This is a genomic window from Sphingobium sp. 3R8, from assembly GCF_020166615.1.
Taxonomy (GTDB): Bacteria; Pseudomonadota; Alphaproteobacteria; order Sphingomonadales; family Sphingomonadaceae; genus Sphingobium; species Sphingobium bisphenolicum.
Genome location: NZ_JAIQXR010000014.1, coordinates 20,393 through 33,211 on the forward strand (window position 1 = coordinate 20,393; position 12,819 = coordinate 33,211).

The window sequence follows — 12,819 nt, forward strand, 5'->3', positions numbered from 1 at the left end:
ATGACAAGGGGGATGACGGACGGGCTGTGGCAATCCTCTATTGCAGTGCAAAAAAATGCATTAAAACGTAATATTTCTCAATTGTTTCCATGGCAAAAGCCATCGAGGATATTGCGGGGATCGGCGAATCGGCAAGTGACAACTGTGCATCGCCGCCACGCCATTTTGCAATCAACTGGCATGGCGGATTTTTGACTCTGCTTCGTTATGGTTTCATTCAGCCGGTCAGGACGCCATTGCCGCGTCGATCAGCGCCTTGGCCTCCGGGCCTTCCCAATCCATCGCGCCGATCACCCGCACCATTTCCTTGCCCTGGGCGTCATAGATGACGGTGGTGGGCAGCAGGCCGGTGGCATAGTGGAAGCCGAGCTGGTTTTCCGGGTCGGCCCAGGCCTTGAGATGGGGCAGGTCATGTTTGGCGAAGAAGGGCTTGGCGGCCTTCAGCCCCTGATTGTCCTGCGAAATGGTCAGGACGGCGAGGCCCTTGGGCCCATAGGCCGCGGCGATCCGGTCGAGCGTGGGCATTTCCGCGATGCAGGGCGCGCACCAGGTCGCCCAGAGATTGACGAGGATCGGCTTGCCGGCGAAATCCTGGAGCGTCTTTTCGCCGCCACCGGGGTCCTGGAAGGCGAAGTCGGGGGCGGGGGCGCCCGCCTTGCTGCGGTCGAGCCGATAGTCGAAGGCGCCCTCCTTCTTCGTCGCGCCGCCTGTTGCCTCTCCCGACGTGGCGGGAACCTCACCGGGGAGGGCGGCATTGGCTTGCTCCTTCGGCGGCGATTGCCTATCGCAAGCCGCCAGAGCGGCAGGCAGGAGCAGTATCATTAGCGCGCGGAATGACGATATCACGGAAGCAGGCTCCAACAGCATGTGGGGCGGCCGGTTCGCCGCCGGCCCGGCATCGATCATGCGTGAGATAAATGCCTCCATCCCCTTCGACAAGCGATTGTGGAAACAGGATATCGCCGGGTCCAAGGCGCATGTCGCGATGCTCGCCACACAGGGCATCGTTGCGCAGGCCGATGCGGACGCGATTGCAGCGGGACTCGACACCATCGCCGCCGAATATGAAGCGAACGGCGTGCCGGTGAACCTGGACCTGGAAGACATCCATATGGTCACCGAGTCGCGGCTGGCCGAACTGATCGGGCCGGTGGCGGGTCGGCTGCACACCGCGCGCAGCCGCAACGACCAGGTGGCGACCGATTTCCGCTTGTGGGTGCGCGACGCGATCGACGAGGTCGAGGCGGGCTTGCTCGGCCTCCAGCGCGCGCTGGTGGCGCGGGCGGAGGAGAATGTTGATGCGGTGATGCCGGGCTTCACCCATTTGCAGTCGGCGCAGCCGGTGACGCTGGGGCATCATCTGATGGCCTATTATGAGATGGTGCGGCGCGACCGCAGCCGCTTTGCGGACGCGCGCGCGCGGCTGAACGAATGTCCGCTGGGCGCGGCGGCGCTGGCCGGCACCGGCTTCCCGACCGATCGCCATGCGACGGCGGCGGCGCTGGGCTTTGCCAAGCCGACCGACAACAGCCTGGACAGCGTATCGGACCGCGATTTCGCGCTCGACTATCTGATGGCCGCGACCCAGGCGTCGCTGCACCTGTCGCGGCTGGCCGAGGAGTTCATCATCTGGGCAAGCCAGCCCTTCGGCTTCGTGAAATTGCCCGACGCCTATTCGACCGGCAGTTCGATCATGCCGCAGAAGCGCAATCCTGACGCGGCCGAGCTGGTGCGCGGTCATGCCGGGCGGATCATGGGCTGCATGACGGCGCTGTGCGTGACGATGAAGGGGCTGCCGCTCGCCTATTCGAAGGATATGCAGGACGACAAGCCGCCGGTGTTCGAGGCGCACGACCTGCTCGCTTTGTCGATCGCGGCGATGACCGGCATGGTCGGGACGGTGACGTTCCGCACCGACCGGATGCGCGGGCTGGCCGAGAGCGGCTTTGCCACCGCGACCGACCTCGCCGACTGGCTGGTGCGCGAAGGCGGCATTCCCTTCCGCGAGGCGCATCATATCACCGGGCGCGCGGTCGCGGCGGCGGAGGCGGCGGCGGTGCCGCTGGACCAGTTGCCGATCGCGACGCTGAAAGACATCGACGCGCGGATCGACGAACGGGTCTATGCGGTGTTGACGGTGGACGCGTCGGTCGCCAGCCGCCAGAGCCATGGCGGCACGGCGCCTGCCCAGGTGCGGGCGCGGATCGCGCAGGCGAAAGAGGAACTGGCGAAACAGGAGCTGGGATCATGAAGAAGCGGACGCTGGCTGGCCTGTCCCTGATCGCGCTGGCGCTGGCCGGATGCGGGGGGCGCCAGCCGCTGAAACCCGTCAAGGGCCAGAATCTGCCTGCGGTGCCGACGGGCGCTGCGACCGCGCCGACCGCGGCGCAGTTGATGGAACCCTCCATCCAGGCCCGGCCCGAGCGCAATGTGGAATTGCTGACGCAATCCCGGCAGCGGGCCGACGACCCGTTCGACCTGCCGCCCGAAAAGCGGCCGCAATAAGCTTTTAAGGACGCGAAGTTGGACCATTTTGACTATGTGAACGGCGCCATGCAGGTGGAGCAGGTGCCGCTGGACGTGATCGCCGATGCGGTCGGCACGCCCGTCTATGTCTATTCCACCGCGACGCTGGAGCGCCATGTCAGCGTCTTTCGCGACGGGCTGCGCGCGCTCGACAACCCGCTGATCGCCTTTGCGGTGAAGGCCAATCCCAATGGCGCGGTGCTGGCGACGCTGGCGAAGCTGGGGCTGGGCGCGGACGTTGTGTCGGGCGGCGAATTGCTGCGCGCGATCGCCGCGGGCATTCCGGCCGATCGCATCGTCTTTTCGGGTGTCGGCAAGACCGCGCAGGAAATGCGGCTGGCGCTGGAACAGGGCATTTACCAGTTCAATCTGGAGAGCGAGCCGGAAGCCGAGATGCTGTCGGAGGTCGCGCTGTCGATGGGCCTGCGCGCGCCGGTTGCCTATCGCATCAATCCCGATGTCGACGCGGGCACCCATGCCAAGATTTCGACCGGCAAGTCGGAAAACAAGTTCGGCATCCCCTACACCCATGCGCTGGAATCCTATGCCGCCGCGCGCGATCTGCCGGGCCTGGACGTGCAGGGCGTCGCCGTCCATATCGGCAGCCAGTTGACCGACCTCGCCCCGCTGGAGGCCGCCTTCACCAAGGTCGGCGCGCTGATCGAGCAATTGCGGGCGGCGGGGCATGACATTCGCACCGCCGATCTGGGCGGTGGCCTTGGCGTGCCCTATGATCCCTCCCAGCCTTTGCCGCCCAGCCCCGCCGATTATGGTGCGATGGTGTGCCGGGTGACGCAGGGCTGGCCGGTGCGGTTGATGTTCGAGCCGGGCCGGGTGATCGTGGGCAATGCCGGCGCTTTGCTGTCGCGCGTGGTGCGGGTGAAGCAGGGCGCGCAGGCGCCCTTCGTGATCGTCGATGCGGCGATGAACGACCTGATGCGACCCAGCCTCTACGACGCCTGGCACGATATCCGCGCGGTGAAGCCGGCGGGGACGCGCGAAACCGCCAATGTCGTGGGGCCGGTGTGCGAGACGGGCGACACCTTCGCCATGCATCGCGACATGGACGTGGTGCAGGCGGGCGACCTGGTCGCCTTCATGACGGCGGGGGCCTATGGCGCGACCATGGCGGGCACCTACAATAGCCGTCCGCTGACCCCTGAAGTGCTGGTGTCGGGCGACCAATGGGCGGTGGTGCGCGCGCGGCCGCCGGTCGAGACGCTGATCGAAGCGGACATCATCCCGGACTGGGTCGGCCGCTGATGCACAGCCTGCCCGTCTTCCTGCGGCTGACGGGCAGGCCGGTGATCCTGACGGGCGAGGGCGAGGCGGCGGACGCCAAGCGCCGGCTGCTGGAACGGGCGGGCGCGATCGTCGTGGGCGAGAGCGATCCCGACGCCCGGGTCGCGATCGTGGCGGACGGGGACGCGGCGACCGTGACGCGGCTGCGCGCGCGGGGCGTGCTGGTCAATGCGACCGACACGCCGGACCTGTGCGATTTCACCCTGCCGGCGATCGTGGACCGCGATCCGGTGCTGATCGCGATCGGCACCGGCGGCGCTTCGGCGGGGCTGGCCAAGGCGTTGCGGCAGCGGCTGGAGGCGATGCTGCCGGCGCGGCTGGGGGCGTTGGCGACGGCGCTGTACGCGGCGCGGGCGGTGATCCGGGCGCGCTGGCCGGAGGCGGATGCGCGGCGGCGGGCGATCGATGCGGGGCTGGTCCCCGGCGGCGCGATCGATCCGCTGCGCGACGGGGCGGCCGATGGCGTGCCGGGCTGGCTGGCGGGGGAAGGCGCGGCGACGCCGTCGCGGCTGGAGGCGATCCGGCTGCTGTCGGGCGATCCCGACGATCTGACATTGCGGGCGGCGCGGCTGCTGGGGGAAGCGGACCGGGTCTATCATCATCCGGCGGTGGCGCCGGCCATATTGGATCGCGCGCGGGCGGATGCGGCGCGGATCGTCACCCAGGCGCCGCCTGCGATGGCGGGGGACGGCCTGTCGCTATGGCTGGAGCTGGATCAGCCCTGAGCGGCGTGGAGCCGTTCGACCTCGTCATGCAGCGCCTGGATCGAGCAGACGAGGCGGGCGCGATCGAGCTGCATTTCGCGCAGCGCTTCGCGGGTTTCGCCCAGTTCCACAGCGCGGCGGGCGATGCGGGCGTCGAGTTCGGCATTGTGGCGGGTGAGGGCGCCGAGCTGTTCCGCGCGCTGGCACAGATGGCGCAGACGGGCGTCGAGAACGTCGAAGTCGAAGGGCTTGACGACATGGTCGTCAGCGCCGGCGGCGAGCGCCTCCACCGTGGACTGGCTGTCGAGCCGCCCGGCGATCATCACGAAACAGGCGTTGCCGGCCAGATTGGCGGCGCGGATCTTTTGCATCATGCCGACCGCCGGCAGCATCGTCAGGCCCATGTCGACCAGGATGATATCGACCGGGCGGGTGACCAGCAGGTTGAGGGCGATGAAGCCGTTTTCGGCCAGCACCACGTCATAATTGAGGTGCGACAGGCGGCGGGCGACGACCGCGCGCGCGGTAGGATTTTCATCGACCAGCAGCAGGCGCAGGCGGCGGGGGGAGCGCAAGGCTTCGGCTGCGCCGTCGAGTTCGCCGTGGCGGATGCGGTTGCGCTTGAAGATCGGCATGTCGTCCCACTTTTCCCGATTCTGGCCTGATGGGAAAAGGATAGGAACCGCGCCCGAAGAAATGGTTAACGCGCGGAGGTGCGATTAATTCGATTTAATTGGTTCGGTGCGGTCGCGCGCCATAGCCTCTCCCCGACATCAACGGAGGAGATCGTCATGTCCGAACAGATCACACAGCTTGCCATCGACGATATTGCGGACCTGCAGGACGGCGCCAGCCTGTTCGGGCTGGAGGATCGCGACGCGCTGGAAATCAGCGTGATGGACGTGGTGATCGCGGTGATCGTGCGGCCGTGATCCCGGCGGCGCTGGCCGCGGCGGTCGATGCGGCCGAGGCCGCGCCGCTCGATCGGGCGGTGGCGCTGATCCGGCCGTTCATGACGGACATTGGCTGGTTCGAGGCGTTGCTGGCGGCGGAGATACAGGCGATGGCGGGCGACCCTCGCTACCTGCCGGGCTTTCGCGCCAGTCGCCAGGGCGGCGCGCGCCATCTGGTGCTGGCGCGGACAGAGCGGATATGGCTGACCGCGAGCCTGCTGGATGGGGGGCAGGCACCCTCCGACAGGGTGCATTTTTCCGGGCGCCTAAGCTTGTGCCGGCCGTTGAACGGACCGCTGGCGGGCGACGCCTGGCGGCTGGAGGGCGAACGGGCGGTGGTGGTCGGCACGCGGTCCTGCGCGGCGGGGGCCACGATCGAACTGGACGAGCGGCGCGAGGCGCTGTGCCTGCGGCCGGCCGACGCGCCGCTGATGCTGCTGCGGGCGCAAATCGCGCCGGTCGGGCCGGTGCAGGCGCGCATCCATGACCGCAGCGACGGGCGGGCGATCGCCAGCGCGCAGGCGGACGAAGCTCATGCCCGCACGCTGATGCTGTTGTCGCTGCTGCGGCTACAGGGGCGGCGCGATGCCGCCGGGCAGTTCGCGCAGGCGCTGGACGCGCCGCTGCCGGGCCAGCGCTGGGCGGTGATGCGGGAATATCTGGCGCTCGATACGCAGCGCGCGCTGCCGGCGTTGCGGGCCATGGCGAGGCGGGAGGCCGATGCGACGGTGCGGGGGCTGGCGGCGCGGACGCTGCGGCAGGTGGAGGGCGAACCATGCCCCGCCTGATCGTGCCGCCGGAGGACGGTGCGACCATCGATCTGGAGGCGCTGATCGACTGGTGCGAGAGCGCGGCCTTCGACCCCGGATGCGAAGAGGGGCTGGCGGAAGCTGCGCCGATGCTGCGCGCGCTGTCGCGCAACCGCGATTTCCTGTCGGAGCTGGCGGTGGCGGAGCTGAAGGATCGCTGCGCCGGGCAGAGGCGGGTCAATCCCTATTCGGCGCAAGTGCTGCTGCTCCATCCGCCGACCGACCGCTATGTGCTGCGTGCCGCCTTCTGGCCGGCGGAACGCGACCATGTGGTGCGGATGAGCGGCGCGTCGGCGTTCCTTTATCATGTGCCGCACGACCATAGTTTCGACTTCCTGACCGTGGGCTATCTGGGGCCGGGATATGCGTCCGACTATTATGACTATGACCCCGCCGATGTGGCCGGGGCGGACGGGGAGGCAGTGGCGCTGCGCTTCGTCGAGCGCAGTTGCCTGTCGGAAGGCAAGATGCTGCTCTACCGCGCCAATCGCGATGTCCATGCGCAATTGCCGGCGGAGTCGCTGTCGGTGTCGCTCAACATATTGGCCAGCGCGCCCGACCAGGGGTGGCGGCGTCAATATCGGTTCGACACGGCGCGCGGCGTGATCGCCCAATGCATGACGGCGGCGAGCGCTCAACTGCTTCTGGAACTGGCGGTCGGATGCGGCAGCGGCGATGCGATCGACTTGGCGCATGATTTTGCCGCGCGCCACCCGGTCGACGCGATGCGCTGGACCGCCTGGCGCACGATCGGCGCAGGGCTGGCGGATGCCGCCGCGCGGCTGGCCCATGCCGAGCAGGGCGCACGGAGCGGCAGTCCGCTGCTCCGTCGTGCGGGCGAGGCTGCGTTGCGAAACATCCATAACGGATATGAAATGGCTTGTTTTTGACCCCCTCCGCAGGTGGGATGTGGATGACGAGGATATGGCGGGCCAGATGTGGGCAGACGGGTGGAATGCCATGGCATGGGGCCGGATTTCGCGCCGGTCGCGCGGGCGCTGAGCGCGCGCGGCCTTGAATTGGCGATCCGGCCGGGGCGGGACCAGTCGCCGCTGGTGCGCGTGGGCGACGCGACCATATTGTGGCAGGGGATAGACGATCCGGCCGCCCGCGCTCGCGCGCTGGAGGAGGGGATGCAGGAGGTGGTCGGCCCCTGGATGCACGAGGCGGAAACGGTCGCCCGGATCATCCGTCTGGCCGATGCCGAACAGCCCCGGTTGCGGCTGGGCGAGTTGACGATCCGGCTGGTCGACCGGCGGGTGGAGCGTAACGGCCGGCCGATCCCGCTGCTGGCGCGGGAATATGCGCTGCTGCTGCATCTGGCGCGGCGGCCGGGTCAAGCGGTGAGCCGGACGGAGTTGTTACGCGCGGTCTGGCGGCTGGACTTCGACCCCGGCACCAACAGCGTCGAGGTGCATATGTCGCGGCTGCGCGGCAAGCTGGATCGCGGGTTCGCCGTGACGATGCTGCATACGGTGAAGGGGCGCGGCTACGCGCTGTGCCCGGACGGGCGTTGGCCCGACACCGCCTGACGTCCTGATGTCAGACGGGCGGCGCGTCCGGCGGAAGCGAAGGCCCGGACAGAGGCGCATAGGCGCGCAGGAAGATGTCGACAGCGAAGGCCGCGTCGGCGGCGATTTCATTGGGGGCGGGACGGTCGATCCGGCCAATCAGCATTTGCTGGTGACAGCCGGACATCGACAGCGACATCAGCGCGCGTGCGGCATCGATCGGATCGGCCATCCGCAACTGGCCGCGCGTCATTGCGCCATGCAGGAAGTCGGCCAGCAGCAGGCGGGTATTCTGTGGCGCGAGATCGAAGAAAATCCGGCTTAGATCCGGGAAGCGGCGCCCCTGCGCGACGATCAGCCGATGCAGGGCGCTGGCGTCTGGCGAGGTTATTTTCTCGATCAGGCTGCGGCAAGCGCTCTGCAAGGTCGGCTCCAGCGCGCCGTCTGGATCGAGAATCTGCGATAGCCGGCCCTGATAGGCCTTGGCTGCCCGCTCGACCACGGCGGCGAACAGCGCTTCCTTCGAAGGGAAGTAGTTCCACAAGGTGCCCTTCGATCCGCCCAGTTCCGCGGCGATCCCCGACATGGTGGTGTCGGCGAAGCCATGTTCGAGGAAATAGGTCTGCGCCACGGTCAGGATCGCGTCGCGTCGATCCTGGCGGCGGGCCTCCCTTCTGCTGGGAATCACAGGCGTATCGGGCGTTGTCATAAAATCGTACCATAGAGTACGCTATTTCGGTTGACAAGGCCGGGCGGGGGCGGCAAGTGCAATTTTCATACTAGGTGGTACGGTTAGATATGTCCGTGAGTCGCATTGCCCTGGCCGCCCGCACGGGAGGCATGGCTTCTTCCCTTCTGCTATTGGCGGCCTGCGCCGCGGTCCCCGATCTGGGCGCTAAGCCCGAGCTGCGCACCCCTGCGGCCGTCGCGGCGGAGCGCAGCCTGGCTGCCGCGCCGGTGGCATGGCCGGGCGACGGCTGGTGGAGCGCCTATGGCGATCCGCAACTGGATGCGCTGATCGCCGAAGGGTTGCGCGCGTCGCCCGACGTCGCCGCGGCCGGCGCCCGTTTCCGCAAGGCGGCGGGCATGGCGCAGCAGGCGGGCGCGGCCTTGCTGCCGTCGGTCGATCTGGAGGCGAGCGGCGCTGCGACCAAGCAAAGCTATAATATGGGTCAGCCCCGGAATTTCGTGCCGAAAGGCTGGCTGGGCACAGGGCGCGTGGCGCTGGACATGGGCTTCGACCTCGACCTGTGGGGCAGGAACAAGGCCGCGTTGGCCGCGGCCACCTCCGAAACCCGGGCGGCGCAGATCGACGCGCAGCAGGCACGGCTCGCGCTGACGACGGCGATCGCCGACGCCTATGCCGATCTGGCGCGGCTGCATGACGAAGCGGATATCGCGCAGCGCACGCTCGACATCCGGATGGCGAGCCAGAAGCTGGTCGCCGACCGGCGGGACAATGGCCTGGAAACGCGCGGCAGCGTGCGGCAGGCGGACGCGACCGTATCGTCCGCCCGCGCGCAGCTGGCCGCCGCGACCATGGCGATCGAATTGCGGCAGCATCAGATCGCGGCGCTGATCGGCGCAGGACCGGACCGGGGGCTTTCGATTGCCCGGCCGAAGATCGGCGCGCTGGCGCCGCTGGGCCTGCCCACCGATGTCACCACCAATCTGGTCGCCCGCCGTCCCGACATCGCCGCCGCGCTGGCCCGCACCGAAGCGGCGGCCAAACGGATCAAGGTGGCCCATGCCGATTTCTTTCCCGCGTTGCGGCTGAGCGCGCTGATCGGCGTGCAGTCGCTGGGCTATGACACGGTGTTCAGCGGCACGTCGGCGACCGGTACGCCCAAGCCCTTCATCAACAGCCTGTTCGACAAGGGATCGCTGTTCGGCACGGTCGGTCCGGCGATCAGCCTGCCGATCTTCCATGGCGGGGCCTTGCAGGGCCAGTATCGCGGGGCGCGTGCCACCTATGACGAGGCGGTCGCGTCCTACGACAAGACCGTGCTGGCCGCCTATCAGGAGGTGGCCGACGCCGTCACCACGCGCAAGACGCTGGACCAGCGGCTGGTCGATGCCCGCGCGGCGGTCGCCGCATCGGAGGACGCCTATGGCATCGCCCAGAAACGCTATAAGGGCGGGCTGTCCACCTATCTCGACGTGTTGAATGTCGAGGACCAACTGCTCGGCGCGCGCCAGTCTCTCGCAGGGCTGGAGGCGAGCGCCTTCTCGACCGATATTGCTCTCATCCGTGCGCTGGGCGGCGGCTTCGCCGCCAGCGACTTCCAGTCCAAGGACAAGCCCCATGGCTGACGCCAATCCGCAAACCCCAGCGCCCGACAGCGACGATATGCAGCAGGAAGGCCGCCAGTCGGCGCGCAAGACATGGCTGATCCGGCTTGGCCTGGTCGTCATCGTCGGCGGGCTGTTGTGGGGTGTCTGGTATCTGCTGGTCGGCCGCACCCATGTCGCCACCGACAATGCCTATGTGAATGCCGAAATGGCGCAGGTGACGCCGCTGACGTCGGCGCAGGCGACTGAGGTGCTGGTCAGCGACACCCAACAGGTCAAGCGCGGCGACATATTGGTGAAGCTGGACCCGACCGACGCGAAGATCGCGGTGGCGCAGGCCGAAGCCGACCTGGCCGAAGCCAGGCGTCGTTTCCGCCAGACCGCGGCGACCAGCACGTCGCTGGCGGCGCAGGTGGATGCGCGCGGCGCGGATATCGTGCAGGCGCGCGCGCAGATGGCGACCGCCCAGGCCGACTTCGACAAGGCGCGGATCGACCTGCAACGGCGCGAGGCGCTGGTGGGCGATGGCGCGGTGTCGGGCGATGAAGTGACCGGCGCGCGCAAGGCCTATGCCTCCGCGCGGGCGGCGCTGGACCTGGCCCGCGCCGGCGTCCAGACAGCGCAGGCGACCCGCAGCGCTGCCAGCGGGCAACTGGCGGCCAATGATGCGCTGGTGCGCGGATCGACGGTCGATACCGACCCGGCGGTGATGGCGGCGCAGGCCAAGCTCGATTCGGCGAAGCTAAACCTCGACCGCGCGGTCATCCGCGCGCCGATCGATGGCGTCGTCACCAAGCGGCAGGTGCAGGTGGGCCAGCGCGTGGCGCAGGGTAGCCCGATCATGAGCATCGTCCCGCTCGCCCAGGTCTATGTCGACGCCAATTTCAAGGAGCGGCAACTGCGCGGCGTGACCGTCGGCATGCCCGCCAAGGTGACGTCCGACCTCTATGGCAGCGACGTCGTCTATCATGGCAAGGTCGTCGGCTTTTCCGGCGGCACCGGATCGTCCATGTCGCTGATCCCGGCGCAGAATGCGACCGGCAACTGGATCAAGGTGGTGCAGCGCCTGCCGCTGCGGATCGCGCTCGACCCCAAGGAACTGGCCGCGCATCCGCTGCGCGTCGGCCTGTCCATGGATGTCGAGATCGACCTGTCCGACAAGTAGGGCGAGATTGAGGAAGGTTCGGGCGATGAGCAGCGACGACGATATCTTCTCGCGGCTCTCGCCGCGCACCCGGACCCTGGCGGGACTGGTGCTGGCCATGAGCAATTTCATGGTTGTGCTGGACCTGACCATCGCCAATGTCTCGGTGCCGCACATTGCGGGCAATCTTGGCATATCGCCCGACCAGGGGACGTGGATCATCACATCCTATGCGGTGGCGGAGGCCATTTGCGTGCCGCTGACCGGCTGGCTGGCGCAGCGTTTCGGCGTGGTGAAGATGTTCACCTTCGCGATGGTCGGGTTCGGCATCTTCTCGCTGCTGTGCGGCATGTCGATGACCCTGGGCATGATCGTCGCCTGCCGCATCGGCCAGGGCATTTGCGGCGGGCCGATCATGCCGATGTCGCAGACGCTGCTGATGCGCATCTTCCCGCCGGAGGCGCGACCCCGCGCCATGGGCCTGTGGGCGATGACGACGCTGCTCGGCCCGGCGATGGGTCCGATCATCGGCGGTTATATCAGCGACAATTGGAGCTGGCACTGGATCTTCTTCATCAACCTGCCGATCGCGGTGATGTGCGTCTTTGCCGCGCAGGCGCTGCTGCGGCCGGTGGAGACCGACACGGCCAAGGTGCCGATCGACAAGATGGGCCTGTTCCTGCTGGTCTTCTGGATCGGTTGCCTGCAGGTCATGCTGGACATCGGTCGCGATCATGACTGGTTCGCCGATCCGATGATCGTCATTCTGGGCGTGCTGGCGGTGATCGGCTTCTTCGCCTTCATCATCTGGGAACTGACGGAGGAGCATCCGGTCGTCGATCTGCGGGTGTTCCGCCATATCGGCTTCACCTCCGGCGTGTTTTCGCTGGCGCTGTGCTTCGGCGCCTATTTTTCGGGCATCGTCATCATCCCCCAATGGTTGCAGATGACGCAGGGCTATACCGCCACCTGGGCTGGCATCCTGACCGCCTTCACCGCCATGGCGGCGCTGATGACCGCCCCTGTCGCCGCGCGTTTCGTGGGGAAGGTCGATCCGCGGCTGATGATTTCAGGCGCGGTCTTCTGGCTGGGGCTGATGACATTGTGGCGCGCGCACTGGACCAGCGGCATTGATTTCTGGACGATGGCGGCGCCGCAATTCATCCAGGGCTTCGCGATGCCCTTCTTCATGATTCCGCTGACCACGCTGACGCTGGGATCCGTGCTGCCGAGCGAAACGGCGTCGGCGGCGGGTCTCCAGAATTTCGTCCGCACCATGGCGATCGCGATCGCGACCTCGCTGGTGCTGACCGGCTGGAGCGATTCGCAGCGCGTGTCGCGCAACGAGCTGGCAAGCGTCTTGCAACCGGCCGATGCGCAGGCGCAGTTGGGCGGCCTGGGCTTTTCCACCGAGCAGATCCGCCAGACCATCTCCAATATCGTGGAGCAGGAGGCGATCGTGACGGCGGTCGACCATATCTTCTTCATCTCAGCGCTGATTCTGTTCGGCGCCGCGATCATCGTCTGGCTCGCGCCGCGTCCGACCGGGCCTGTGGACACCTCCGCCGCCCATTGAGC

The 12,819-nt window shown here is 67.6% G+C and carries 15 protein-coding genes; 12 read left to right on the forward strand and 3 right to left on the reverse strand.

The annotated features are described in order from the left end of the window. The first annotated feature begins 12 nt into the window (after positions 1-12). Positions 13-195 carry a hypothetical protein gene (locus K9B33_RS14030; protein ID WP_224549625.1) on the forward strand — a complete coding sequence of 61 codons (183 nt, stop codon included), beginning with the start codon at positions 13-15 and terminating at the stop codon, positions 193-195. 30 nt (positions 196-225) lie between these two features. Here the strand turns inward: K9B33_RS14030 and K9B33_RS14035 are convergent, their stop codons facing one another. After that, positions 226-822, reverse strand: a complete 597-nt coding sequence (locus K9B33_RS14035; RefSeq protein ID WP_224549627.1) for a TlpA family protein disulfide reductase — start codon at positions 820-822, stop codon at positions 226-228. Between the two features lie 43 nt (positions 823-865). Between K9B33_RS14035 and argH the strand changes: the two genes are divergently transcribed. The 4 genes from argH to K9B33_RS14055 are packed head-to-tail and all read left to right on the forward strand — an operon-like array spanning position 866 to position 4,553. Next, on the forward strand, positions 866-2,251 hold the full coding sequence (gene argH, locus K9B33_RS14040; protein ID WP_224549629.1) for an argininosuccinate lyase: 1,386 nt from the start codon (positions 866-868) through the stop codon (positions 2,249-2,251). After that, positions 2,248-2,505 (forward strand): hypothetical protein, encoded by a 258-nt coding sequence (locus K9B33_RS14045; protein WP_224549631.1) that lies wholly within the window; start codon positions 2,248-2,250, stop codon positions 2,503-2,505. Before argH ends, K9B33_RS14045 begins: the two co-directional genes overlap by 4 nt. A gap of 18 nt (positions 2,506-2,523) precedes the next feature. Beyond that, the gene (gene lysA, locus K9B33_RS14050; protein WP_224549633.1) at positions 2,524-3,789 is read left to right on the forward strand and encodes a diaminopimelate decarboxylase; all 1,266 of its coding nucleotides are present in this window, start codon (positions 2,524-2,526) and stop codon (positions 3,787-3,789) included. Further along, positions 3,789-4,553 carry a bifunctional precorrin-2 dehydrogenase/sirohydrochlorin ferrochelatase gene (locus K9B33_RS14055; RefSeq protein ID WP_224549634.1) on the forward strand — a complete coding sequence of 255 codons (765 nt, stop codon included), beginning with the start codon at positions 3,789-3,791 and terminating at the stop codon, positions 4,551-4,553. The genes lysA and K9B33_RS14055 overlap by 1 nt, the downstream gene beginning before the upstream one ends. Here the strand turns inward: K9B33_RS14055 and K9B33_RS14060 are convergent. After that, the gene (locus K9B33_RS14060; RefSeq protein ID WP_224549636.1) at positions 4,544-5,167 is read right to left on the reverse strand and encodes a response regulator transcription factor; all 624 of its coding nucleotides are present in this window, start codon (positions 5,165-5,167) and stop codon (positions 4,544-4,546) included. The two genes, K9B33_RS14055 and K9B33_RS14060, sit on opposite strands and share 10 nt — an antisense overlap. Before the next feature lie 156 nt (positions 5,168-5,323). On the opposite strand from K9B33_RS14060, the gene K9B33_RS14065 reads away from it, so the two are divergent. From K9B33_RS14065 to K9B33_RS14080, 4 genes are all read left to right on the forward strand, one after another. Further along, complete coding sequence (locus K9B33_RS14065; protein ID WP_224549638.1) at positions 5,324-5,464, forward strand: hypothetical protein; 141 nt, start codon at positions 5,324-5,326, stop codon at positions 5,462-5,464. After that, complete coding sequence (locus K9B33_RS14070) at positions 5,461-6,273, forward strand: hypothetical protein (protein WP_224549639.1); 813 nt, start codon at positions 5,461-5,463, stop codon at positions 6,271-6,273. The genes K9B33_RS14065 and K9B33_RS14070 overlap by 4 nt, the downstream gene beginning before the upstream one ends. After that, positions 6,261-7,184: a transposase gene (locus tag K9B33_RS14075; protein ID WP_224549641.1), complete on the forward strand. Its 924-nt coding sequence runs from the start codon at positions 6,261-6,263 to the stop codon at positions 7,182-7,184. The genes K9B33_RS14070 and K9B33_RS14075 overlap by 13 nt, the downstream gene beginning before the upstream one ends. 75 nt (positions 7,185-7,259) lie before the next feature. Further along, a complete protein-coding gene (locus tag K9B33_RS14080; protein ID WP_224549642.1) occupies positions 7,260-7,826 on the forward strand; it encodes a winged helix-turn-helix domain-containing protein in 567 nt (188 codons plus the stop codon). Positions 7,827-7,836: 10 nt separating this feature from the next. On the opposite strand, the gene K9B33_RS14085 is transcribed toward K9B33_RS14080, so the two are convergent. Further along, positions 7,837-8,514, reverse strand: a complete 678-nt coding sequence (locus K9B33_RS14085) for a TetR/AcrR family transcriptional regulator (protein ID WP_224549643.1) — start codon at positions 8,512-8,514, stop codon at positions 7,837-7,839. 89 nt (positions 8,515-8,603) lie between these two features. On the opposite strand from K9B33_RS14085, the gene K9B33_RS14090 reads away from it, so the two are divergent. Genes K9B33_RS14090 through K9B33_RS14100 form a run of 3 tightly spaced genes read left to right on the forward strand, consistent with a single transcriptional unit; the run spans position 8,604 to position 12,817 of the window. Further along, complete coding sequence (locus tag K9B33_RS14090; protein ID WP_224549644.1) at positions 8,604-10,118, forward strand: efflux transporter outer membrane subunit; 1,515 nt, start codon at positions 8,604-8,606, stop codon at positions 10,116-10,118. Beyond that, positions 10,111-11,262: an EmrA/EmrK family multidrug efflux transporter periplasmic adaptor subunit gene (locus K9B33_RS14095; RefSeq protein WP_224549645.1), complete on the forward strand. Its 1,152-nt coding sequence runs from the start codon at positions 10,111-10,113 to the stop codon at positions 11,260-11,262. The genes K9B33_RS14090 and K9B33_RS14095 overlap by 8 nt, the downstream gene beginning before the upstream one ends. A 25-nt stretch (positions 11,263-11,287) precedes the next feature. After that, positions 11,288-12,817: a DHA2 family efflux MFS transporter permease subunit gene (locus K9B33_RS14100; protein ID WP_224549646.1), complete on the forward strand. Its 1,530-nt coding sequence runs from the start codon at positions 11,288-11,290 to the stop codon at positions 12,815-12,817. Positions 12,818-12,819: the final 2 nt, after the last annotated feature.

Bases quoted from the DNA above. Each gene is read 5' to 3' on its own strand.
- K9B33_RS14030 (WP_224549625.1), top strand. From the start codon at position 13: ATGACGGACGGGCTGTGGCAATCCTCTATTGCAGTGCAAAAAAATGCA.
- K9B33_RS14035 (WP_224549627.1), bottom strand. From the start codon at position 822: ATGATACTGCTCCTGCCTGCCGCTCTGGCGGCTTGCGATAGGCAATCG.
- argH (WP_224549629.1), top strand. From the start codon at position 866: ATGTGGGGCGGCCGGTTCGCCGCCGGCCCGGCATCGATCATGCGTGAG.
- K9B33_RS14045 (WP_224549631.1), top strand. From the start codon at position 2,248: ATGAAGAAGCGGACGCTGGCTGGCCTGTCCCTGATCGCGCTGGCGCTG.
- K9B33_RS14055 (WP_224549634.1), top strand. From the start codon at position 3,789: ATGCACAGCCTGCCCGTCTTCCTGCGGCTGACGGGCAGGCCGGTGATC.
- K9B33_RS14060 (WP_224549636.1), bottom strand. From the start codon at position 5,167: ATGCCGATCTTCAAGCGCAACCGCATCCGCCACGGCGAACTCGACGGC.
- K9B33_RS14065 (WP_224549638.1), top strand. From the start codon at position 5,324: ATGTCCGAACAGATCACACAGCTTGCCATCGACGATATTGCGGACCTG.
- K9B33_RS14075 (WP_224549641.1), top strand. From the start codon at position 6,261: ATGCCCCGCCTGATCGTGCCGCCGGAGGACGGTGCGACCATCGATCTG.
- K9B33_RS14080 (WP_224549642.1), top strand. From the start codon at position 7,260: ATGGGGCCGGATTTCGCGCCGGTCGCGCGGGCGCTGAGCGCGCGCGGC.
- K9B33_RS14085 (WP_224549643.1), bottom strand. From the start codon at position 8,514: ATGACAACGCCCGATACGCCTGTGATTCCCAGCAGAAGGGAGGCCCGC.
- K9B33_RS14090 (WP_224549644.1), top strand. From the start codon at position 8,604: ATGTCCGTGAGTCGCATTGCCCTGGCCGCCCGCACGGGAGGCATGGCT.
- K9B33_RS14095 (WP_224549645.1), top strand. From the start codon at position 10,111: ATGGCTGACGCCAATCCGCAAACCCCAGCGCCCGACAGCGACGATATG.
- K9B33_RS14100 (WP_224549646.1), top strand. From the start codon at position 11,288: ATGAGCAGCGACGACGATATCTTCTCGCGGCTCTCGCCGCGCACCCGG.